Source organism: Rahnella sp. CJA17(1/100) (assembly GCF_963881615.1).
In the GTDB taxonomy this organism is placed as follows: domain Bacteria; phylum Pseudomonadota; class Gammaproteobacteria; order Enterobacterales; family Enterobacteriaceae; genus Rahnella; species Rahnella aceris.
Window position 1 is genome coordinate 193,600 of sequence record NZ_CAWOJA010000064.1, and the last position, 24,442, is coordinate 218,041.

The following is a 24,442-nucleotide window of genomic DNA, read 5'->3' on the forward strand; positions in this document are numbered from 1 at the left end:
ACTACCTGAAATTAGCCGCCCACTGCCATTCCCACTGTCATATGCAGACCGTAGAAAATCGCCCGACCAATCAGTTCTCCGGCAAACACCAGCACAAAGGCCAGTATCATTGAGGCCAGTGCAGGTCGTTTACGCAGTATAAGCGGACAGAACCAGCAGCCCAGTCCAAGAACAACCAGCACCAGCCGCCACACCGACAACACACCGTATTGTGGGATAAGCGCTGACGCAGCCTGAACGGAACTGCTGATGCCTGCCAGACTGGCGCTTTGCATAACAACAACAGCCATACTCACGACCAGTGACACAAAGCTGATGACCGGCAGCAGACGTAGCGCACAACCATTAATATTAGCACCACGCAGCAGCAGGTAGCCCAGAACCGGTCCGCCAATCAGTACCGTCAGGCCAAAATGAAACGCGGTATACGCATTGTCCCAGGTTGGCACAGTATTGATTGCATACACACGACACATCGCGAAGACGAATCCAACACCTGCCAGCATGGTCACGATTAACCAGATTTTAGCGAGCACGCGTGGCATCTTGTTGATCATCGCCAGCAGCCAGTAAATCCCGCCCAGCGCAAAGAAGAGCGAGCCGCTGCCAATTTCGTTGCTCAGCGGCGACGCGCCCAGCCGGTTAAGCGAATTGAATGCACGCAGCGGTGACCCCAGATGCAGAACCGAGGCGATGAAAGCGATCGCCATCAACACCCACAAAAAGAACATCGAGAGATGGATCTGGCGGTATTCTTCCCTACTGCGCTGAGTCAGCAACGCAATGGCAAGCACAATAAATGCGCCAACGACACATTGCCCCAGAACCGTAAAGACCATCAAAGGCCATTCATGCCATCCGTTTCCCATCTCAAACCTCCTTCGGGTTAGCCAGATAACCCGTGGTATCGCCTACAGGACGGCAATTCGCATTGGGTTTAATGACGATATTTGGGTGAGTGAAATGTGAAGCCGGCAACGGTGCCACTTCAGCCAGTTCACCGTATTTCGCACGCAGTTCTTCGATTGGCGCCATATCCAACGCACGCAGCGGGCAGGATTCAACACAAATCGGTTTTTTACCTTCAGCAATGCGTTCGTAGCATCCGTCACATTTGGTCATGTGACCTTTGGCTTCATTGTATTGCGGCGCGCCATACGGACACGCCATATGGCAATAACGACAGCCAATACAGATATCTTCGTTTACGACCACAAAACCGTCTTCACGCTTATGCATCGCGCCACTCGGACAGACCTTGGTGCAGGCGGGATCCGCACAATGGTTACAGGAAATTGACAAATAATAGGCGAAGACATTCTGATGCCAGCCATCTCCGTCTTTTTGCCAGTCGCCGCCAGCATATTCATAGATACGGCGGAAACTCACGTCCGGGGTTAAATTTTTGAAGTCCTTGCATGCCAGTTCACAGGTTTTGCACCCTGTGCAGCGGCTTGAGTCAATATAAAAGCCATATTGAGTTGTCATGATTTACTCCGTTAAACCTTAGCCACTTGCACAAGGTTGGTATGAGAGGGGTTACCTTTCGCCAGCGGTGAAGGTCTTTGAGAAGTCAGTACATTAATGCTGCCCGCACGGTCGATTTTTTTGCTGTCAGGGGAATACCAGGCACCTTCGCCAAGTGCGACAACGCCCGGCATCATGCGCGGTGTCACTTTGGCGGCTATATGCACTTCCCCGCGATCGTTAAAGATGCGGATCATGTCGCCGTTGGTGATACCACGCTGTGCGGCATCCATCGGATTGATCCACATTTCCTGGCGACAGGCTGCTTTCAGTACATCAACATTGCCGTAAGTGGAGTGGGTACGCGCTTTATAGTGGAAACCCGTCATCTGTAACGGATATTTACTGGCCAGCGGGTCATCATAGTTTTCGAAACCGGCGGCATACACCGGTAATGGATCAATCACGTCCTCTTTAGAGAGTTCCCATTCAGCCGCAATTTTGGCCAGTTCAGCAGAGTAAATTTCGATTTTACCGGACGGCGTACTCAGCGGATTGGCTGCAGGATTTTCACGGAATGCTTTGTAAGCCACATGATGCTGGTCGGGGTCACGTTTTTTGAATATGCCCTGTTTGCGGAAGGTCTCGAAATCTGGCAGTTCTGGCAGCGCTTCACGTGACTGCTGATACAGATGACGCAACCATTCTTCCTGCGTACGGCCTTCGGTGAACTGCTGCTCTACCCCCATGCGGCGGGAAAGCTCGCTGGTCATTTCATAGATGTTCTTGCACTGGAAACGTGGCGTAATCGCCTGATCGGCAAAAATCACATAATCCATGTTGCCGCACGAGGCATCGAGACAGAAATCCATCTGCTCAGAGGCCGTGCAGTCTGGCAGGATAATATCTGCGTATTTTGCTGACGAGGTCATGTGGTTATCAATCACCACAATCATTTCACACTGTTTGTCATCCTGCAGAATGTCATGGGTGCGGTTGATATCTGAATGCTGATTGATCAAACAGTTACCAGCGTAGTTCCAGATAAACTTAATGGGCACATCAAGTTTATCCTTGCCGCGCACGCCATCTTTCATGGCGGTCATCTGCGGTCCACGCACAATCGCATCCGTCCACAGGAACATAGAAATACTGGTCTGAACCGGATTTTCCAGCGTCGGCATACGTACAAACGGGATCTCGTAGGAACCTTCGCGGGCACCGGAATTACCGCCGTTAACGCCCACGTTGCCAGTAAGGATCGCCAGCATCGCAATTGCACGGGTTGCAATTTCTCCGTTAGCGTGACGCTGCGGGCCCCAGCCCTGCGTAATAAATGCTGGTTTTGCCTGTCCGATTTCACGCCCCAGCTTGACGATTTTATCCACGGAGATGCCCGTGATTTTTGCCGCCCATTCAGGCGTTTTCGCTACACCGTCTGGCCCTTTGCCGAGAATATAAGCCTTGTAATGCGCATTCTCAGGCACACCCGCCGGTAAGGTTTTTTCGTCATACCCGACGCAATACTTATCGAGAAATGGCTGATCAACCAGATTTTCAGTGATCATGACGTGCGCCAGCGCCGCTGCCAGCGCGCCATCAGTACCCGGACGGATCGGCACCCATTCGTCTTCGCGTCCGGCACCGGTATCGGTATAGCGCGGATCCACAATGATCATACGGGCGTTCGAACGCTGGCGAGCCTGTTCGAGGTAATATGTCACCCCGCCACCGCTCATACGGGTTTCACCCGGGTTATTGCCGAACAGCACCACCAGTTTGCTGTTTTCGATATCAGACGGGCTGTTGCCGTCCGCCCAGCCGCCATAGGTATAATTAAGACCCGCTGCAATTTGCGCTGAACTGTAGTCGCCATAATGATTCAGATAACCACCGCAGCAGTTCATCAGACGAGCGATCAGTGTCTTGCCTGGCGGCCATGAACGCGTCATCGTGCCACCCAGCGTACCTGTGCCGTAATTCAGATAAATCGCTTCATTGCCATAGCGATGAATAATGTCTTTAAGGCTGCCCGCCAGGGTATCAAAGGCTTCGTCCCAGCTGATAGGCTTGAATTTCCCTTCACCACGTTTGCCCACGCGTTTCATCGGATACTTCAGACGGTCCGGGTTATAAACACGACGACGCATTGAGCGCCCGCGCAGACAGGCACGAACCTGATGCAGTCCTTCATAATTGTCATTACCGGTATTGTCGGTCTCGACATAACGGATCTCGTTATCAACGACGTGCATTCGCAACGGACAGCGGCTGCCGCAGTTAACAGTACAGGCACTCCAGACGATTTTCTCATCTGTAGATTTGGCCGGGGCCTGTAGCTTTTCCGCACGTATTGATTTGAACGGCAACGATATGCCGCCAACTGCGGCTGCTATACCGGCGAGTGTGGTTCCCTTAACCAGGTCACGGCGGCTGATCCCACCGCCTGAATCGGTTTTATTACTGTTTAAATCTGACATTGCTTACTCCGTAACGCCCTTATCTGAAGGACGAAAATTTAACAACCATGTCATCGGGCCCTGTCATCGGGCCCTGGCTCGTGGCTCGTGGCTTCTTTAGACTTTTTCTATTTGAATCAAATTTGTATGCTGAGGATTACCCTTCGCTAACGGTGAGGGGCGTTGGGTTGTCAGCGTGTTCATACAGGCACCATGGTCAATACGGTCACCACCCATATTGGCCTGATGCCATGCGCCCTGCCCCATAGCCACAACGCCGGGTATGATGCGCGGGGTGACTTTTGCCGCTACACGCACTTCACCGCGGTCATTAAAGACTTTCACTTTGTCACCGTTTTCAATGCCACGGGTTTTGGCATCGATCGGGTTAATCCAGACTTCCTGCCGGCAGGACGCCTGCAAAACATCGATATTGCCGTATGTGGAATGGGTGCGGGCTTTGTAGTGGAAGCCGAACATCTGCAACGGAAACTGGCTACGTTTCGGATCGTCCCAGCCTTCAAAGGTTGAGGCATATACCGGCAGCGGACTAATGGTTTCATCTTTTTTCAGCTCCCATTCGCCGGCAATTTTCGCCAGAGCAGAGGAGTAAATTTCGATTTTACCGGAAGGTGTTTTCAGCGGATTGGCCTGGGGATCCTGACGGAATTTTTTATAAGCCACAAAATGCCCGGCAGGATCCTTACGCTTATATATCCCCATTAGCCGTAGTTCTTCATAAGCAGGCAATGCCGGGTCTTTCGCCAGCATTTTGGCATACAGATATTGCAACCACTCCCGCTGGGTACGGCCTTCGGTGAACTTGTTATAAACATCCGGGCCAAGACGACGCGCGACTTCGCTCATCATCTCGTAGATGCCTTTACGTTCGAACTTAGCGGACGTTGCGGGCTGGATGAAAATCAGATACCCCATATTTCCGGCGTAGTCATTTGGAATAATATCTTCCTGCTCGACGGTCATAAGGTCAGGCAGCAGGATGTCGGCGTACTTCGCCGAGGAAGTCATGAAGTTTTCCAGCACGACGATCATCTCGCACTGCGTGTCATCCTGCAGAATATCGTGGGTTTTATTGATGTCGGAATGCTGGTTGGTGATGGTATTACCGGCATAGTTCCAGATGAATTTGATCGGCACATCCAGTTTGTCTTTGCCGCGCACGCCATCTTTCGTGGCAGTCATCTGCGGGCCACGGGCAATGGCGTCAGTCCAGCTAAAACAGGAAATCTGTGTTTTGACCGGATTTTCCAGCACGGGCATGCGTTCAATGGTGATGGTATAGGTGGATTCACGTGCGCCACTATTGCCGCCATTAATGCCAACATTGCCGGTTAAAATCGGCAACATAGCGATGGCTCTGGACGTCAGTTCACCGTTGGCCTGACGCTGTGGGCCCCAGCCCTGAGAAATATAGGCGGGTTTTGCCTGACCGATTTCGCGGGCCAGTTTGACAATACGATTGGCCGGAATACCGGTAATGCGGGACGCCCATTCAGGTGTCTTTGCCGTCGCATCTTCGCCCAGGCCGAGAATATAGGCTTTGTAATGACTGTTGGCCGGTGCATCCGCAGGCAGGGTTTTTTCGTCGTAGCCCACACAATACGAATCAAGGAAAGGTTGGTCGACCATGTTCTCAGTGATCAGCACATGCGCAAGGCCAGCCACCAGTGCGGCATCCGTCCCCGGACGGATAGGGATCCACTCGTCCTCCCGACCTGCAGCAGTATCCGTATAACGCGGGTCGATCACGATCATACGGGCATTGGAACGCTGGCGTGCCTGTTCGAGGTAATAGGTGATGCCGCCGCCACTCATGCGCGTTTCAGCCGGATTGTTACCGAACAGGACGACCAGCTTGCTGTTTTCAATATCTGACGTACTGTTGCCCTCGTTACTGCCATACGTGTATGGCATGGCGCAGGCGATTTGCGCGGTACTGTAAGTGCCGTAATGACTGAGAAAACCGCCATAGCAGTTCATCAGGCGGGCAACCAGCGAAGCGTAAGGGGAAGAACGGGTGATGTTGCCGCCTACAATGCCGGACGTGTAATTGATATATACCGCTTCATTGCCGTATTTCGCGACAATACGCTTCAGGTTATTGGCAATTTCATCGAACGCCTCTTCCCAGCTAATGCGTTTAAACTTACCTTCACCGCGCTTGCCGACGCGCTTCATCGGATAATTCAGGCGCTCCGGATGATTCATGCGGCGGCGGATAGAACGCCCGCGCAGGCAGGCGCGCACCTGATGATCACCGTAAATATCCTGCCCGGTATTGTCTGTTTCGACCCAGTACACCTCATCATCACGTACATGCAAACGTAACGCACAACGGCTACCGCAGTTGACTGAACAGGCTCCCCACACCACTTTATCTTCGGAGACTAAATGCTTCGCCTCACCCACTCCCTGGGCCAGAGCTTTACGGCTAAAAGGAAGGGATACGCCATCCGCAGCAACGGCCAGCCCTGCCAGCGTTGATGTCTTGATCAGTGTCCGGCGGCTGATACCACTTTTTAGCGTGGTGATTTCTGGTTTGATTTCCGACATTTTTCGCTCCGGTAATGAGGCAATACCCACTCAAACAGCATGGATACTACTTATTAGGGGGTACGAAACCTTGTCTGCTATCAAAAAAGGCGGGGTTGAAGAGAAAGAAATACGGAATTCGTAACGTAACGCATGATCTCATGCATAAAAAAAGCGCCCTAAGGCGCTTTTCGCTATGTTAGTGCAGATATAACGGGATTAACCGATATATTCTAAACCACCCATGTACGGACGTAATACTTCCGGCACTTCGATACGGCCATCAGCTTGTTGGTAGTTTTCCAGCACGGCGACCAGTGTACGACCTACAGCCAAACCAGAACCATTCAGGGTATGAACCAGACGTGGTTTTTTATCGGTTTTGTTGCGGCAACGCGCCTGCATACGACGGGCCTGGAAATCACCCATGTTGGAGCATGAGGAAATTTCACGGTATGTATCCTGCGCTGGCAACCAAACTTCCAGATCGTAGGTTTTGCAAGAACCAAAGCCCATATCGCCGGTACACAACAAAACTTTGCGGTATGGCAAATTCAGCAGCTGAAGCACCTTTTCTGCATGGCCGGTCAGTTCTTCCAGTGCGTCCATTGAATCTTCAGGACGAACGATTTGCACCATCTCAACTTTGTCGAACTGGTGCATGCGGATCAGACCACGGGTGTCACGACCATACGAACCGGCTTCTGAACGGAAACATGGCGTATGCGCTGTCATCTTCAGTGGCAGAGATTCTTCTTCAAGAATTTCATCACGGGTCAGGTTGGTCAGCGGCACTTCTGCCGTCGGGATCAGCGCATAGTTACTGCTGCCCGCCTCTTCATCCAGGGGTTTGGTATGGAACAAATCTTCGCCAAACTTAGGCAACTGACCGGTACCGTACAACGTTTCCTGATTGACCAGATAGGGAACATAGGTTTCCAGATAACCGTGTTGCTCTGTGTGCAGATCGAGCATGAACTGCGACAGTGCGCGATGCATACGGGCGATTTGCCCTTTCATCACGACAAAACGCGCACCCGTTAGTTTAACAGCAGCGGCAAAATCCAGGCCGCCAGCCATTTCGCCCAGCGATACGTGATCGCGCACGGTGAAATCGTACTGACGCGGCGTGCCCCAGCGGCTCACTTCCTGGTTATCGTTCTCATCTTTACCGGCAGGCACGGAGTCATCAGGCATGTTTGGAATAGCAGAAGCGATATCGCGGATGTCATTTTGCAATGCATCCAGTTCAGCTTTCGCTGCATCCAGCTTCTCACCCAGCGTATTCACTTCCAGACGCAGGGGTTCGATGTCTTCGCCACGGGCTTTTGCCTGACCGATAGATTTCGATCGGGAGTTACGTTCAGCCTGTAGAGTTTCCGTTTCTACCTGCAAGACTTTGCGGCGTTCTTCCTGAGAACGCAGCGTTTCCACATCGAGTTTAAAACCTCTGCGAGCGAGTTTTTCTGCAACTGCGTCTAGCTCATTACGCAGCAGATTGGGATCCAGCATGCTAATCCTGTACGTGTCGTTATTGAATGTTAATTTGATGATGCACGCTGTCTGAAATGGCAGCGTGTCAAAGAGTTATCACGATAACCTTACCGCAACGATAAAATTAGCGGTAGCGTTTTGTCGGGCTATTTTGATCTTGTTCGGCAAGCCATGCCAACTTTTCGCCGATCTTGCCTTCAAGCCCGCGTGATGTCGGGTAATAATACTGCGTACGGGCCATTTCAGGCGGGAAATAATCCTCTCCCGCCGCATATGCATTCGGTTCGTCATGCGCATAACGATACTCAGCACCAAGCCCCATTTCTTTCATCAGTTTTGTCGGCGCATTACGCAAATGTTCCGGCACATCAAAATCTGCCATTTCGCGTGCATCACGCATGGCAGATTTGAATGCGGTGTATACAGCATTACTTTTCGGTGCACAGGCCAGATACACAATCGCCTGGGCAATCGCACGCTCACCTTCAGCCGGGCCAACACGGGTAAAACAATCCCAGGCAGCGAGCGCCACCTGCATGCCCCGTGGATCGGCATTCCCGACATCTTCTGAAGCAATCGCCAACAAACGTCGGGCGACATACAACGGATCACCACCGGCGGTGATGATTCGGGCATACCAGTAAAGCGCCGCATCAGGCGAAGAACCCCGCACTGATTTATGCAATGCAGAGATTAAATCGTAAAAACGATCGCCTTTATTGTCGAAGCGCGCACTGCGTTCACCGGCAATCTCAGTGAGTAATTCCGGCGTGAGTGTCCTGTAACCATTGGCGTCGATTTCCGCCATATCGGCCATCATTTCAATACTGTTCAGCGCCCGGCGCGCATCGCCATTCACCAGCTCCGAAAGCATCCGGCGGGTTTCCGGCGGAACACGGATTTTCTCATTGGCGTAACCGCGCTCAGAATTGGTCAGCGCCTGATCAATCACTTTCTCGATATCTTCAGCCGTCAGTGATTTAAGTAAATACACACGAGCGCGAGACAGCAATGCGGAATTGAGTTCGAAAGAAGGGTTTTCGGTGGTCGCACCAATAAATGTAATGGTGCCATCTTCAATGTGCGGCAGGAAAGCGTCCTGCTGACTTTTGTTAAATCGATGGACTTCATCAACGAACAAAATGGTACGACGCCCGGCATCGCGATTCTGCCGGGCTCGCTCAATCGCTTCCCGAATATCTTTAACACCGGATGTGACCGCAGATATGCGCTCAACATCGGCGTTTGCATACCGGCCAATCAGTTCTGCCAGCGTCGTTTTCCCGGTACCCGGCGGCCCCCACAAAATCATCGAATGCAATTGCCCTGCTTCAATGGCCCGCGGCAGAGGTTTGCCCGGCGCTAACAGATGCTGCTGTCCGATATATTCTGCAAGAGTGACTGGCCGCATTCTGGCGGCCAGTGGCTGGAATTCATTTTGGGAAAAATCGAGTGACAGATTACTCAAACTAACCTCACTGACGCTGGTCGTCCACCGTCACACCCTGCGGCGGAGTAAATTTAAACTTGGCATCATCAACAGACGCATTTTGCTCACCTTTCAGGGTATAAGCACTTTTCTGCCCGTCCTGTTCAACGGCAGTGAAGCTTTTGATAGTGCCTGAAGGAGTCACATTGATCGCAAATTGTTTCAGATTACCGGTCGCAGCTTTCGGCGTTAATTCAAAGTCATCGCCTTTCTGTTTCACGTTATATTTTGCCCAGTCACTGCTATCATTACGCGTGATCAGCATGAACGGCGTGTTGCCGGTGGCATTTTTAAGCCAGGTTGCCGTGACTTGTTCAACGAACGGGTTATAGAACCATAGGGTTTTACCGTCGGAAACTAAAATGCTCTCATCCGGCGTAGTCATATGCCAGTTAAACAGGTTTGGACGTTTCACCCACAACTGACCTTCGCCCTGCTGAACGGCTGCACCATCATCGCTGGTTACCGTCTGCGTGAAGCTGGCATGGAAAGTATTGAGCTTACCCAGACGAGATTTGAGATCACTGCTGGCATCCGCTAAAACGGAAGCAGAGGTAAATGCGGTCAGTAAACACCCTACCATTAACAATTTTTTCATTCTTATACTTACCTCAGAAATCCATAAACTTCAGACGATGCCTTTTACACAGGCAAAAGACGTATGGTGCGAACTCTATCCGAGGCAGCGCCCCGGCGGTAGCTCATTCATCTGAAAAACAATAGTTTTACGCATCTTTGCACAAGGGTCGCATTCGCGACCCTTCTTAACAAATGCAGGCAAACCGGCTGGGTTTACTCGTGTGACGGTGGTGCCAACACTTCGCGGTTACCGTTATGACCCGGCGTACTGACAATGCCCTGCGCTTCCATTTGCTCAACAATGCGCGCCGCACGGTTGTAACCGATACGGAACTGACGCTGAACACCCGAAATCGACGCACGGCGTTTATCGACTACGAACGCAACCGCCTGATCAAACAGCGCATCGAGCTCTTCATCACCGTCCAGCCCTAAACCTCCACCCTCACCATCTTCACCACCGGAAACAATGCTTTCGATGTATTTTGGACGACCGCGCGCTTTCCAGTCCTGAACCACCGCATGCACTTCCTGATCGCGGACAAAAGCACCGTGAACACGCACCGGAATCGAGGAGTTTGGTGCCATATACAGCATGTCCCCCATCCCCAGCAGTGATTCTGCGCCACCTTGATCCAGAATGGTCCGGGAGTCAATTTTACTCGAAACTGTGAAAGCAATTCGGGTCGGAATGTTGGCTTTAATCAGACCGGTAATAACATCGACAGAAGGACGCTGGGTCGCCAGAACCAGGTGAATACCTGCCGCACGGGCTTTCTGGGCCAGGCGCGCAATCAGCTCTTCAACTTTTTTACCCACGGTCATCATCAGGTCGGCAAACTCATCGACCAGCACCACGATAAACGGTTCTTTCTGCAGATACGGCGGCTCAGCAGCCATGCCATCGCCCGGCTTCCAGAACGGATCAGGAATGGGACGTCCCATCGCCTCCGCTTCCAGAACACGTTCATTGTAACCGGCAAGGTTACGCACACCCAGCGCCGACATCAGTTTATAGCGACGTTCCATTTCACCGACACACCAGCGCAGCGCATTGGCTGCATCTTTCATGTCAGTAACGACTTCGGTCAGCAGATGTGGAATACCTTCATACACCGACAATTCGAGCATTTTCGGGTCGATCATAATGAAGCGCACATCTTCAGGTTTAGACTTGTACAGCATACTCAGGATCATGGCGTTAACGCCGACGGACTTACCGGAACCGGTCGTACCGGCCACCAGCAAGTGAGGCATTTTCGCCAGATCGGCGATAACCGGCTCACCTGAAATATCTTTACCCAGCACAATTGTCAGCGGCGACGTACTTTCTTTAAATTTCGCACAGTCCAGCACTTCGCGCAGATATACCGTCTGGCGCTTCTTGTTTGGTAATTCCAGGCCGACATACGGTTTGCCCGGGATCACTTCCACAACACGCACCGCAACCGCAGACAATGAACGGGCAAGGTCACGCGAAAGGTTAGAAATACGTGCAGCTTTCACGCCCGGCGCCAGATCCAGTTCGAAACGGGTAATTACCGGCCCCGGCAATTTCCCCACGACATCGGCTTTAATGCGGTAATCATTCAGACGCGCTTCGATCAGATTTCCCATCTGTTCCAGCGCGAACTCATCCACAGGCTCAGCTTCAGCCGGCGGTGAGGTCAGCAAATCCAGTGATGGCAGCGGTGTGGTCGGTTTCACCAGCGGCTGCTCATTACGCATAAGGAACGGATGGATCAGGCTATCCATATCAGGCTGCGCCGATGGCGAAGACTGTCGTGGAGCCTCATATTCCTGCGCATGCTGTACGGGCTCAGAAGACGTAGCGCGCTGATAAGGTTGTTGTGCAAACGTTGCAGGCTGCGGTTCTTCTTCCGCTTGTGCCGGCAATGTAAACAGCGGTTCAGAAGGCGTATCGTCCACCAGGTCAGCCATTGGTGAGAAGCTGAATGCATCATGCTGGCTGAGTTTCATGGCCGCAGCGGCAAAATCATCAGCAACAGCCGGTAATTCAGTCTGCTGATTTTGTGAATGGTGATGCTGTACCACGCCACTTAGCGGTTCGACATCCTGCTGATAGCGGGCCTGCTCACGCGCAGCAAACGCATTGCGCAATTCGGCTTCCTGCAAGGCAGTTTCTTCATCAGGTTCATTTTCAGTGACCGCATCGCCATAGCGCTCTTGTTGCTGAGCGGCAAACGCCTGCTGCAATGCTGCTTCCTGTAGCGCTTCTACGTCTGCCTGGATCTGTGGATCGCTATGCGTCGCAGACTGTGCCTGTTCCTGCTGTTCTGCCATACGCTGAGAAGGCAGCTTGATGCCATACGAGGCCAGCTCACGGCGTGTAGGTATACGCACCGGATTAGGACGCGGCAACTCAGGGCCAAAGCCTTTTTTCACCTGTGGATTTTCATCGCTCACAGCACTGAAGGCTGGCATAAAGGTGTTACCAGCGGAAGATGCCGTGGACTGCCCTGCCTGTGCAAGGCCGGTCGCCAGTGCTGCGGTGGCCGCCACGCTGGCCGCCTGAGCGGCATCAGGCACTGCTGAACTGAAATCAAACGGAGAACGGGAATGCTCCACGGCAGTTTGCCAGTTGCCCAGACTTGGACCGTCTTCCTCTCTGCGCTCAACTGGCGCTGGTGAAGGCGATTGCTGAACGGGCTGCGGATGGCGCGGCACTGGTGTTTCTTCCGGGATCTCGAAATTGTATAACGGCGGAATGGCCGTTGCCGGTGCTGGCTGCGGTGAAATATTAGCAACCGGCGGCTCAGCCGCATAAGGATCCGCTGCCTGTACCGGTTCAGCAACAGCCGCGCTCGCAGCAGGTGCGGTAGCCTCAGAAGAGGCCTGCGCCACAGGTTCATTCACCGAAGGCGCAGAGAACAGCACGTCATCTTCATCAGCTTCGGAAGCGGCGGCAGTTGCAGGAGCCGCTGCAGCAGTGACGGCCGGCGCGACTTTAGCAGCCGGTTTTGCGTCATCGTCTTCCAGTAGCGGAGCGTCCTCCTCGTCGTAATCATAATCATCGTCACGACGGGACCGGTTGGTCACGATATTCGTTACACCCAGCACGGCACCACCGATCTTTTCGGCGATCGTCAACCAGGACCAGCCGGTAAATAAGGTCAGGCCCGCAGCCCAGACGCATAACAGCACCAGAGTCGCCCCCACATTATTAAAGTAAGGTGTCATCGCGGTACTGAGCAAACTGCCGATTACACCGCCGGAAGCGAAGTAATACAGGTCATCAACATTGACGGCAGCAAGACCACAAGACGTGACAATGAGCGCCAGCGTGCCAATAAGGCGCAGCGAAAGGGCAAAATAATCGACGAAATCCTGTTTATCCCGCTGACGGAAAGCCGCCCAGCAGAGACACAGAATAATAGGTGGAATAGCGTAACCAAATACGCCAAAGATGAAGAACAGCGTGTCGGCCATCCATGCACCTACACCACCGCCCCAGTTATGAATTGGCCCATGCCAGGCTGTCTGAGACCAGCTTGGATCAGAGGGGTTAAAACTCACCAATGCCGCCATTAAATAAGCAGCAAAAATCGCTACCACAACCAGCAAAGCCTCCAGAAGACGGCGGCCATTGCTCAGTTTTTTCAGGGTAACTTCTTTATCTTCTGTATATTCCTGGCTCAAGAAAGGCTCTCCAGGTTCCTGTGAACTGAGAAAAAGCAACAGCGCCGAGACTCCCCGGCGCCATAGCTGTATAGATACACAGGAGTGTAGCTAAAATGACAAGGTTTTGCACCAGAACAATTACCGGGTCTTAATGACCAGGCGATTTGTCTGTTTCACTTCTTCCATCACCACATAGGTGCGGGTGTCGTTAACACCTGGCAGACGAAGTAAAGTCTCACCTAACAGCTTACGGTAAGCAGACATATCAGGTACGCGGGTTTTCAACAGGTAGTCGAAGTCCCCTGAAACCAGATGACACTCCTGAATATCTTCGAGTTTTTGTACTGCCGCATTGAACTGTTCAAACACATCCGGGGCGCCGCGATTGAGGGTAATCTCAACAAATACCAGCAACGATGCGTCCAGATAATGCGGGTTGAGCAATGCAGTATAACCATTGATGAAGCCCTGACGTTCAAGACGACGAACGCGCTCCAGACATGGAGTTGGAGATAATCCCACACGTTTGGAAAGCTCGACGTTTGAAATCCGGCCATCCTTTTGCAATTCGTTGAGGATGTTACGGTCAATACGGTCGAGATCTTTTCCCGGACGTTTTTTGTTGTCTACCATTATTATTGTCTCTCTGCTGTCCTTCCCTGCACCTGCCATACCCCAGCCAACTTCAATGTCTAAGGGTTGTCCCAAGCGAAGACCCGATGATTAAGGTTTACGCATCCAAAAGCCGTGTTGATCCCCTGTCAAAAGGAACACGGCCATAAAACGGATACTCAAAAGAAATAACCTTGTGAAATTAATAGATTGAAAACCACCAACCTGATTCACTAAACCCTGCTGCAACATAAAAACCAAAAAGCAATACCAGGACGGGTCCGTAGCAGCCAATTGCATAAATTCAAGTCACAGACAGGCAGTTAATTTCTTCTTCCCCTGATGTTTTCGCAAATGCACAGCGGATTGTCAAAGTAAAAGAAGCAAAATCAGAAGAACGTGCCAGATTGAAAAGCGGACGCCCCCTTTTTAGCTGTCTTTTATCTATGAACAATAACAACGCATCTCACCCATTATTTCGGCCAAATCCCTACAAAGAATCCTGAATTGTGGCTAAATTAACGCGTTCTGATGAACAACGTTCACAACGATCGGTCGCCGGAATGCTGGTTTTTCATCCTATCCATCAAACAGTTATCTGCCTCATCAATATTGGCGAAATCCTTTTTACGCGGGTTAAGCAGTAAAAACTATCAGACAAATCGTTAACAACATCTGAGTTTACTTTTTTTACTGCGCCGTTTTCCCTACAATCGGTTTATCGCTTGTCGCCATCGCGGAGATGAATTACGCATGAGTACGGTTAAACACAGTAAGTTATTGATCTTGGGTTCCGGTCCGGCGGGTTATACCGCAGCGGTTTATGCTGCGCGTGCAAACCTCAATCCGGTATTAATTACCGGTGTGGAAAAAGGCGGTCAGCTGACCACCACTACCGAAGTGGAAAACTGGCCAGGCGATCCGGAGGGCCTGACCGGTCCGGGCTTAATGGAACGTATGCATGAGCATGCCACCAAATTTAATACTGAGATCATTTTCGACCACATCAACAAAGTCGATTTGCAGAACCGTCCGTTCCGCCTGACTGGTGACAGCGGTGAATACACCTGTGACGCGCTGATCATCGCAACCGGCGCTTCAGCACGTTATATCGGTCTGCCTTCTGAAGAAGCTTTTAAAGGTCGCGGCGTGTCAGCCTGCGCAACCTGTGATGGCTTCTTCTATCGCAACCAGAAAGTCGCGGTTGTCGGCGGTGGCAACACCGCTGTTGAAGAAGCTCTTTATCTGGCCAATATTGCCTCTGAAGTGCATCTGATTCACCGTCGTGACAACTTCCGAGCGGAAAAAATTCTGGTGGACCGTCTGAATGACAAAGTGGCCAGCGGCAATATCGTTCTGCATACCCACAAGACCCTGAATGAAGTGGTCGGCGATCAGATGGGTGTGACAGGCGCGAGCCTGCTCGACGTGCGCACTGATGAGAAATCGCAAGTGGATGTGGCGGGCGTGTTCATTGCTATCGGCCACAGCCCGAATACCGGCATTTTTGAAGGCCAGCTGGAACTGAAAGATGGCTACATCAAAGTGCAGTCCGGCTCTCATGGCAACGCCACCCAGACCAGTATTCCGGGCGTCTTCGCAGCAGGCGATGTTATGGATCATATCTACCGTCAGGCGATCACTTCTGCCGGAACCGGTTGTATGGCCGCACTGGATGCAGAACGCTATCTGGACGGTTTATCTCAAGCCCCGGATTTATAATCACGCCTGCGGCTAGTTATCGGACCAAGAGTCCATACAAAGAGTAACGAATAAGGCGGCTTAATTGCCGCCTTATTGTTTTCAGTGTTGAGCCAAGCATGTAACATGAGCGCCCTCCCATCCGGATTGCTGCACAGACTGATGCCTGATGAATAAAACACGACAACAAGAACTTATCCGCTGGTTAAAACAACAAAGCTCACGCGCCAAAGGCTGGATCCGTCTGTCTATGATGCTGGGTTTACTTTCCGGTTTGCTGATCCTCGCGCAAGCCTGGCTGATGGCCGGATTACTGCACAGCCTGATCATTGACCACACACCGCGTGACGCCCTGCTGCAAAGTTTCCTGTTAATGGCGCTGACGTTTGTTCTGCGCGCTGTGGTCACCTGGCTGCGTGAACAGGTGGGCTTTATTTGCGGACGTGTTATCCGTCAGGAAATGCGCAAGCTGGTGCTGGATCGTCTCGAGAAGCTGGGACCTGCCTGGATCCAGGGAAAACCGGCGGGCAGTTGGGCCAGCATTATTCTTGAACAAATCGAAGATATGCAGGATTACTATTCCCGTTATCTGCCGCAGATCGCTCTCGCAGGTATTATTCCCCTCCTCATCCTGGTCAGTATTTTCCCGATTAACTGGGCCGCCGGGCTTATTTTGCTGGTGACAGCGCCGCTGATCCCGCTGTTTATGGCACTGGTCGGTATGGGGGCCGCTGATGCGAACCGTCGTAACTTTGTCGCGCTGGCGCGTCTGAGTGGGAATTTTCTCGACAGCCTGCGCGGTCTTGATACGCTTCGCCTTTTCCATCGCGGCACGGCGGAAATCGACCAGATTAAGCGTTCAACTGAAAACTTCCGCGCCCGCACGATGGACGTTCTGCGTCTGGCCTTTTTATCTTCCGCTGTACTCGAATTCTTCGCTTCTATTTCTATCGCCGTTGTCGCGGTTTACTTCGGCTTCTCCTATCTCGGTGAACTCAATTTTGGCAGTTACGGCACGCCTGTGACCTTGTTCGCCGGCTTTCTGGTACTGATACTTGCCCCTGAGTTTTTCCAGCCTCTGCGTGATCTGGGCGCGTTTTACCACGCCAAAGCGCAAGCCATCGGCGCAGCAGAAAGTTTAGTCACGTTTCTGAGCGCAGAAAGTGCCGATATGGGTGACGGCGAGCAACCCTGGCCAGCCGGGCAGACAGTGGCACTGGCAGCCCGCGACGTCATTATTCAGTCACCGCAAGGCAAAACGCTGGCCGGTCCGTTAACGTTTAGCATTCAGACCGGACAACGTATCGCGATTGTCGGCCTGAGCGGCGCGGGGAAAAGCTCCCTGCTCAACGCCCTGCTGGGCTTCCTGCCTTACCAGGGTTCCCTTACTGCCAGCGGTATTGAACTGAAATCATTGCGTAGTGACGAATGGCGTAAACAGCTGAGCTGGGTGGGCCAGAACCCGTATCTGCCCGAACTTACCCTGCGCGCCAACATTCTGCTTAATCAGCCGGAGGTCAGTGACGAACAGCTTCAGTCCGCCATTGAACGTGCGTATGTGAATGAATTTCTACCCTTGTTACCGCTGGGGCTGGAAACTGAACTGGGTGACAGTGCTGCGCGGTTATCTATCGGACAGGCGCAACGCGTCGCCGTTGCCCGCGCCCTGCTCTCACCATGCAGTTTGTTACTGCTCGATGAGCCGACCGCCAGCCTGGATGCGCACAGCGAAAAACGAGTGATGAGCGCGCTGAGCGAAGCCTCAAAAGCGCAGACTTCACTGCTTGTAACGCATCAACTGGAAGATACCCGTGACTACGACGAAATCTGGGTGATGGAGAAAGGCCTGATCGCTGAGCGTGGCACCTTCGCGCAACTGGTGGCTCAGAACGGTTTATTCGCCAGTCTGCTTTCCCGGCGGAATAAGGAGCTTTAATGATGAAAACCCTTCTGCCTTATCTCGCCCTGTACCGCCGCCACGGGTTCCGTCTGTCACTGGGTGTCATTCTGGCCATCGTCACCTTACTGGCGAGCATCGGCCTGCTGACGCTCTCTGGCTGGTTCCTGGCAGCCTCGGCAGTGGCCGGTGTCGCCGGTTTATACAGCTTCAACTATATGCTGCCCGCAGCCGGTGTGCGCGGTGCTGCGATATTTCGTACCGCAGGCCGCTATGCTGAACGTCTGGTCAGCCACGACGCGACCTTCCGTGTGCTGGCGCATTTGCGGGTGTTTACATTCACAAAAATTCTGCCGCTGTCACCGGGGGGGATTGCACATTTCCGTCAGGCTGACCTGCTTAACCGCCTGGTCGCCGATGTCGATACGCTCGATCACTTATATCTGCGGGTCATTTCTCCGCTGGTGAGTGCGCTGGTGGTGATCATTCTGGTGACCTTCGGCCTGAGCTTCCTCGACGTGAAACTGGCGCTGACGCTGGGCGCGATTATGCTGGTGCTGATGCTGCTCCTGCCGGTGATTTTCTACCGCGCGGGAAAACCTGCCGGACGTGAACTGACGGCGCTGCGCAGTAACTACCGGATGCAACTGACATCGTGGTTACAGGGGCAGTCTGAACTGGTGGTTTTCGGCGCTCAGTCACGGTTCCGCCAGCAACTCAATGATATCGAACAGCGTTGGATGTTGCGCCAGCAGCAGCAGGCAAAACTCACGGGCCTCTCTCAGGCAATGGTGATCGCAGCGGCCGGTCTGACCGTCACACTGATGCTATGGCTGGCTGCCGGTGGTATCAACCAGTTCCCGCAACCGGGCGCACTGATCGCACTGTTTGTCTTCACCCCGCTGGCGGCATTCGAAGCGCTGGGACCTGTAGCCGCCGCATTCCAGCATCTCGGGCAGGTTATCGCCTCAGCTCAGCGTGTCAGCCAGATCATCGACCAGCCCGCAGAGGTGACCTTCCCGTCTCAGGGCCCGCTGGCCGGTGAACGTGTTAGTCTGTCGCTGAAAAATGTGAATTTCACCTATCCGGGGCAACCTTTGCCGGTGCTGAAAAATATCAATCTGGATGTCCGTGCCGGTGAGCACATCGCCCTGCTTGGTCAGACCGGTTGTGGCAAATCCACCCTGCTGCAACTGCTGACTCGCGCCTGGGATATCAGCAGCGGTACGTTGGAAATTAACGGTCATCCGGTTGCTGATTACGATGAAGCGACACTGCGCAACATGATCACCGTCGTCAGCCAGCGTGCGCACGTCTTTAACACCACGCTGCGCGAAAACCTGCGCATGGCATCGCCGCAGAGCACCGACGAACAAATCGCCGATGCTCTGAAACAAGTTGATTTGCATGTGCTGCTGGAAAACGAAGGCCTGAATGCCTGGCTTGGTGAAGGCGGACGTCAGCTTTCCGGCGGCGAACAACGTCGTATCGGGCTGGCGCGAGCTTTGTTACATGACGCGCCACTGTGGTTGCTGGATGAACCCACGGAAGGGCTGGATGCAGAAACGGAACAACACATTTTGGCACTGCTGCACAAGCATTGTCAGAATAAGACGCTACTCTTAGTGACGCACCGTTTGCACGGTCTGGAAGCCCTCGACAGGATATGTGTTATGGAAGAGGGTCAGATTGTGGAACAAGGCGATCACCAGACGTTAGCTGCGGCACAAAGTCGTTATGCAAGGTTCCTTGCCCGCGCCTGACGGGGTTGTTTGTGGTTTTACGGCGGACGTGTCCGCCGGATAAGGAGATCTATGCGGTTAGTTAAGCTTGAGGCCAATTCATTGAATTTCCCGGCACCTGAAACTGCATTGCAGGAGCCGAATGGCCTGCTGGCTATCGGGGGCGATCTTACCGCTCCCCGCCTGCTTTCCGCGTACCAGCATGGCATTTTCCCCTGGTTCGAGCCGGGGGAAATGATCCTCTGGTGGTCACCTGACCCCCGCGCAATTTTGGTCCCGGGAGAACGCCACGCCAGCCGCAGTCTGAAACGTTTTATGCGCAAGATGCCGTTTCGTTTCACCCTCAACCAGCAATTTGAGCAGGTGATCCATGCGTGCGCCATGCAGCGTGAAGATGGCACCTGGATCGGGCCGCTGGTGCAGCGTGGTTATCAGGAATTGCATGAAGCCGGACGCGCGCACTCGGTTGAAGTCTGGGAAGGTGATGAACTGGTTGGCGGTTTGTACGGCGTTTCTGTCGGCGGATTATTTTGCGGCGAGTCGATGTTCAGCCGGCGGGAGAATGCCTCTAAGTGCGCGCTTATGCTTTTTTGCCAACATTTTTCCCGCAATGGAGGAGAACTGATTGACTGTCAGGTGCTCAACCCTCACACTGCGTCGCTGGGTGCGAGAGAGATCCCCCGCCGCCAATTTTTGCAGCAGTTATCCGCACTTTCGCAACGCGCGTTAGCACCGGATTGCTGGTTGCCACAAGACTTATCCCCACATGATGAAGACCTGCCGGTGTTCCCGAAGGATAGGGAATAGGTGCGGTCATGGACCATACTTCTTTACATAATGTGGGTTTTTCGGCATTATCTTGCCGGTTAAAAACTATGGTAGTTAGACCTAGAGGATTCGATGGCCAAAGAAGACAACATTGAAATGCAAGGCACCGTACTGGATACGCTGCCAAACACTATGTTCCGTGTAGAATTAGAAAACGGACACGTAGTTACCGCTCACATCTCCGGTAAAATGCGTAAGAACTACATCCGCATCCTGACGGGCGACAAAGTCACTGTAGAGCTGACCCCGTACGACCTGAGCAAAGGCCGCATTGTCTTCCGTAGCCGTTAATAAGCGGCTCACTCATCGCTGATTTTCCGGCGATACCTGAGGATACCCTTTTCGCCCTTCCTGCTGTTGCAAGGGCGTTTTGTGGTATCCGCAATCCGGCGTTTTGTTCCATTATCCTTTCTGAAATCCCTCACTAATTACTGCAATTAAATAAAGAATTTCAGAAAGAAAAAAGGCGATGTTTTCACATCGCCTTTTGTTTTTTCATGCTTTATGAAAAATTAATGCACCGCACCTTCCGGTTTTTTCTTCTGCGCACTCATAAAGTGATAAGTGAGCTTGTCAGCCGCCTTATCCAGTGCCACAGAGACGGAACCGCCATCCACCAGTGAACCAAACAGCAGCTCGTTAGCGAGTGGTTTTTTCAGGTTTTCCTGAACGGTACGGGTCATCGGACGCGCACCCATCGCACGGTCATAGCCTTTCACTGTCAGCCAGTCGCGAGCCTCGTCGCTGACTTCCAGAGAAACGCCTTTCGCATCCAGTTGCGCCTGCAGTTCGACGATAAACTTGTCGACAACCTGCTGGATAACTTCCGTAGACAAATGGTTGAACCAGATAACGTTGTCCAGACGGTTACGGAATTCCGGCGTAAAGGTCCGTTTGATCTCTTCCATCGCATCCGGGCTGTTATCCTGATGCACCAGACCAATCGATTTACGTTCCGTTTCACGCACACCGGCGTTAGTGGTCATCACCAAAATCACGTTACGGAAATCTGCTTTGCGACCGTTGTTATCGGTCAGCGTACCGTTGTCCATCACCTGCAGCAGCAGGTTGAAGACATCCGGATGCGCCTTCTCTATTTCATCAAGCAGCACGACGGCGTGCGGATGTTTAATCACCGCATCCGTCAGCAAACCGCCCTGATCAAAACCGACATATCCCGGAGGCGCACCGATCAGACGGCTGACCGTATGACGTTCCATGTATTCCGACATATCAAAACGCAGCAGTTCGATATCCATCGCTTTCGCCAACTGAACCGTCACTTCGGTTTTCCCCACACCGGTTGGACCGGCGAACAGGAACGAACCGACAGGCTTGTGATCCTGACCCAGACCGGCGCGGCTCATCTTGATCGCTTCGGTCAGTGCTTCAATGGCTGGATCTTGTCCGAAGACCAGCATTTTCAGGCGGTCGCCCAGACTTTTCAGGACATCACGGTCTGTCGCAGACACAGTTTTTTCCGGAATGCGGGCAATACGCGCTACGACACTTTCGATATCGCTGACATTCACGGTTTTCTTGCGTTTGCTGACCGGCATTAACCGGCTACGTGCGCCCGCTTCGTCAATCACGTCGATGGCTTTGTCCGGCAGATGACGGTCATTAATGTATTTGACCGACAGCTCGACCGCCGCACGCACCGCTTTTGCGGTGTAGCGCACATCGTGATGCGCTTCGTATTTGGTTTTCAGGCCGTTAATAATCTGGACGGTTTCTTCAACGCTTGGCTCAGTAATATCAATTTTCTGGAAACGCCGTGCCAGAGCGCGATCTTTCTCAAAGATATTGCTGAATTCCTGATAGGTCGTCGAACCGATCACGCGGATTTTGCCGCTCGACAGCAACGGTTTGATGAGGTTTGCCGCATCCACCTGACCACCTGACGCCGCACCGGCACCGATAATCGTGTGGATTTCATCAATAAACAGAATGCTGTTTTTATCCTGCTCCAGCTGTTTCAGCAGAGATTTGAAACGTTTCTCGAAATCACCGCGGTATTTGGTACCCGCCAGCAACGAACCAATATCCAGAGAATACAGGGTGCAATCCGCCATTACTTCCGGCACATCGCCCTGCTCGATTCGCCATGCCAACCCTTCGGCAATGGCCGTTTTACCTACGCCGGATTCGCCCACCAGCAGCGGGTTGTTTTTACGGCGACGGCAGAGCACCTGAATGGCGCGCTCCAGTTCTTTGTCACGGCCAATCAGCGGATCGATACCACCTACGCGCGCTAACTGGTTAAGATTAGTGGTGAAGTTCTCCATACGATCTTCCCCCGCCGACTGTTCTTCGTTAACTGGGTTTTCCGCATTGTTTTGCGCCTGGCTACCCGATTCATCTTTACGCGTGCCGTGCGAGATAAAGTTCACCACATCAAGGCGGCTGACATCATGTTTACGCAGTAAGTAGGCAGCCTGAGATTCCTGTTCGCTGAAAATCGCGACCAGAACGTTGGCGCCGGACACTTCACTGCGGCCAGAAGATTGCACGTGGAATACCGCACGTTGCAGAACGCGCTGGAAACTCAGCGTAGGCTGGGTGTCACGTTCCTCTTCACTGGCAGGTAAGGTGGGTGTGGTTTGCTCGATGAAGGCTTCCAGTTCCTGGCGCAGGGCCACTAAATCAACTGTACAAGCTTCGAGCGCTTCACGGGCAGCAGGGTTGCTGAGCAACGCCAGCAACAGGTGCTCCACGGTCATAAACTCATGCCGGTGCTCACGGGCTCTTGCGAAAGCCATGTTGAGACTGAGTTCAAGTTCTTGATTGAGCATAGGCACCTCCCAAATAGATTGCCTTAATCAGGCTTTTTCCAGCGTACACAGCAACGGATGCTCATTCTCCTTGGCGTACTCATTTACGTGTGCGACCTTGGTTTCCGCGACTTCGGCAGTATAAACGCCGCATATCGCTTTACCTCTGTAGTGCACCTGGAGCATCAGTTGCGTTGCACGTTCAATATCATAAGAAAAGAACTTTTGCAGAACGTCAATCACAAATTCCATTGGAGTGTAATCGTCGTTGTTTAATATAACTTTATACATAGATGGCGGTTTTACCTCATCCTTTTGCTTATCCGCCGCCAAATGTTCAAAATTTAGCCAGTCTTGATTATTACCCATTGCCTGTTCATCACCTGTGAAGATCGTATTGGAAGCCAAATACACAAACGGGAAGACTTTCTGCAGAGCCTCGCGCTGTTATTACCGTATTTTACCATCTCTGGCCTCACCTTGCCGCTGCACAAAATGTCTACGTACGTCAGACAACGCCGGGCAAAACTTAACAAAATATGTCAATAGCGTTACCTGCTTCAAACTTTGGTTATCTGCTCCCCCGCGACAAATGCCGTTTCCTTGACGTCTAACTCTATTCCACTAGAGTGTAAATTCGTGAGCTGAACGGAGTTTAAACCGGCCTGAACAGACGCTTATCCGCCGTGTTCCGGCCTTCGGGCTCACTCAACTGGCTTTATCTATTTACTACCAGACTAGTCATGAGAGGGATGTAGAAGCATGCAGACGGGTACTGTTAAATGGTTCAATAATGCTAAAGGCTTTGGCTTCATTTGCCCGCAAAATGGCGGTGAAGACATCTTCGCTCACTACTCCACAATCCAGATGGAGGGTTACCGGACTCTGAAAGCCGGCCAGCAGGTCAATTTCGACGTTCATGAAGGCCCAAAGGGGAATCATGCCAGTCTCATTATTCCAGTGGAAAGTGAAGTGGTCGCCTGACCGGTTCAGCATCACGCATCAGATAACGCTTCAACTGCAAATGCCGGTCACTTACTGACTGGCATTTTTATTTATGGGGGAGAATGCTTCCGGCTTCAAGTCCTGAGCGTGAAAAAAAGTACATTTTTTAGACACAAATTGCTAAGACACGTCATATGAGGATGTAAATCTAAACATCATCTCAACAAATTACATGCAATTTCTCCATAATTCCCACCGTT

At 52.3% G+C, this 24,442-nt stretch carries 17 protein-coding genes; 6 read left to right on the forward strand and 11 right to left on the reverse strand.

Going from position 1 to position 24,442, the window contains the following annotated elements:
- Positions 1-11: 11 nt before the first annotated feature.
- The 9 genes from AACU55_RS21500 to lrp all read right to left on the reverse strand — a co-directional run bounded on the left by AACU55_RS21500 (position 12) and on the right by lrp (position 14,316).
- Positions 12-869: a dimethyl sulfoxide reductase anchor subunit family protein gene (locus AACU55_RS21500; RefSeq protein WP_013574783.1), complete on the reverse strand. Its 858-nt coding sequence runs from the start codon at positions 867-869 to the stop codon at positions 12-14.
- 1 nt (position 870) lies between these two features.
- Positions 871-1,488, reverse strand: a complete 618-nt coding sequence (locus AACU55_RS21505) for a DMSO/selenate family reductase complex B subunit (protein ID WP_013574782.1) — start codon at positions 1,486-1,488, stop codon at positions 871-873.
- Positions 1,489-1,499: 11 nt separating this feature from the next.
- Entirely contained in the window at positions 1,500-3,947 is a 2,448-nt protein-coding gene (gene dmsA / locus AACU55_RS21510; RefSeq protein WP_037036060.1) for a dimethylsulfoxide reductase subunit A, read from the reverse strand.
- A gap of 96 nt (positions 3,948-4,043) precedes the next feature.
- Positions 4,044-6,500, reverse strand: a complete 2,457-nt coding sequence (ynfE, locus tag AACU55_RS21515; RefSeq protein ID WP_134706087.1) for a selenate/tellurate reductase subunit YnfE — start codon at positions 6,498-6,500, stop codon at positions 4,044-4,046.
- 198 nt (positions 6,501-6,698) lie between these two features.
- Positions 6,699-7,991: a serine--tRNA ligase gene (gene serS / locus AACU55_RS21520; protein WP_013574779.1), complete on the reverse strand. Its 1,293-nt coding sequence runs from the start codon at positions 7,989-7,991 to the stop codon at positions 6,699-6,701.
- 106 nt (positions 7,992-8,097) lie between these two features.
- Positions 8,098-9,441: a replication-associated recombination protein A gene (locus AACU55_RS21525; RefSeq protein ID WP_134706088.1), complete on the reverse strand. Its 1,344-nt coding sequence runs from the start codon at positions 9,439-9,441 to the stop codon at positions 8,098-8,100.
- Between the two features lie 7 nt (positions 9,442-9,448).
- A complete protein-coding gene (gene lolA / locus AACU55_RS21530; RefSeq protein WP_013574777.1) occupies positions 9,449-10,060 on the reverse strand; it encodes an outer membrane lipoprotein chaperone LolA in 612 nt (203 codons plus the stop codon).
- Between the two features lie 194 nt (positions 10,061-10,254).
- Positions 10,255-13,701: a DNA translocase FtsK 4TM domain-containing protein gene (locus AACU55_RS21535; protein ID WP_134706089.1), complete on the reverse strand. Its 3,447-nt coding sequence runs from the start codon at positions 13,699-13,701 to the stop codon at positions 10,255-10,257.
- A 120-nt stretch (positions 13,702-13,821) separates the two neighbouring features.
- The gene (gene lrp / locus AACU55_RS21540) at positions 13,822-14,316 is read right to left on the reverse strand and encodes a leucine-responsive transcriptional regulator Lrp (RefSeq protein ID WP_013574775.1); all 495 of its coding nucleotides are present in this window, start codon (positions 14,314-14,316) and stop codon (positions 13,822-13,824) included.
- A 732-nt stretch (positions 14,317-15,048) separates the two neighbouring features.
- On the opposite strand from lrp, the gene trxB reads away from it, so the two are divergent.
- The 5 genes from trxB to infA all read left to right on the forward strand — a co-directional run bounded on the left by trxB (position 15,049) and on the right by infA (position 20,754).
- Positions 15,049-16,017: a thioredoxin-disulfide reductase gene (gene trxB, locus AACU55_RS21545; protein WP_015689578.1), complete on the forward strand. Its 969-nt coding sequence runs from the start codon at positions 15,049-15,051 to the stop codon at positions 16,015-16,017.
- A 148-nt stretch (positions 16,018-16,165) separates the two neighbouring features.
- On the forward strand, positions 16,166-17,932 hold the full coding sequence (gene cydD / locus AACU55_RS21550; protein ID WP_037036064.1) for a heme ABC transporter permease/ATP-binding protein CydD: 1,767 nt from the start codon (positions 16,166-16,168) through the stop codon (positions 17,930-17,932).
- A gap of 2 nt (positions 17,933-17,934) precedes the next feature.
- Complete coding sequence (gene cydC, locus AACU55_RS21555; protein WP_134706127.1) at positions 17,935-19,656, forward strand: heme ABC transporter ATP-binding protein/permease CydC; 1,722 nt, start codon at positions 17,935-17,937, stop codon at positions 19,654-19,656.
- 51 nt (positions 19,657-19,707) lie between these two features.
- On the forward strand, positions 19,708-20,442 hold the full coding sequence (aat, locus tag AACU55_RS21560) for a leucyl/phenylalanyl-tRNA--protein transferase (protein WP_037036065.1): 735 nt from the start codon (positions 19,708-19,710) through the stop codon (positions 20,440-20,442).
- Positions 20,443-20,535: 93 nt separating this feature from the next.
- Positions 20,536-20,754 carry a translation initiation factor IF-1 gene (gene infA, locus AACU55_RS21565; RefSeq protein WP_002211347.1) on the forward strand — a complete coding sequence of 73 codons (219 nt, stop codon included), beginning with the start codon at positions 20,536-20,538 and terminating at the stop codon, positions 20,752-20,754.
- Between the two features lie 221 nt (positions 20,755-20,975).
- Here the strand turns inward: infA and clpA are convergent, their stop codons facing one another.
- Entirely contained in the window at positions 20,976-23,258 is a 2,283-nt protein-coding gene (gene clpA, locus AACU55_RS21570; RefSeq protein ID WP_013574770.1) for an ATP-dependent Clp protease ATP-binding subunit ClpA, read from the reverse strand.
- Positions 23,259-23,285: 27 nt separating this feature from the next.
- The gene (gene clpS / locus AACU55_RS21575) at positions 23,286-23,606 is read right to left on the reverse strand and encodes an ATP-dependent Clp protease adapter ClpS (protein ID WP_013574769.1); all 321 of its coding nucleotides are present in this window, start codon (positions 23,604-23,606) and stop codon (positions 23,286-23,288) included.
- Positions 23,607-23,999: 393 nt separating this feature from the next.
- Here clpS and cspD point away from each other — a divergent pair, with 393 nt between their 5' ends.
- Entirely contained in the window at positions 24,000-24,221 is a 222-nt protein-coding gene (cspD, locus tag AACU55_RS21580) for a cold shock-like protein CspD (protein WP_013574768.1), read from the forward strand.
- The last annotated feature ends 221 nt before the right edge of the window (positions 24,222-24,442 follow it).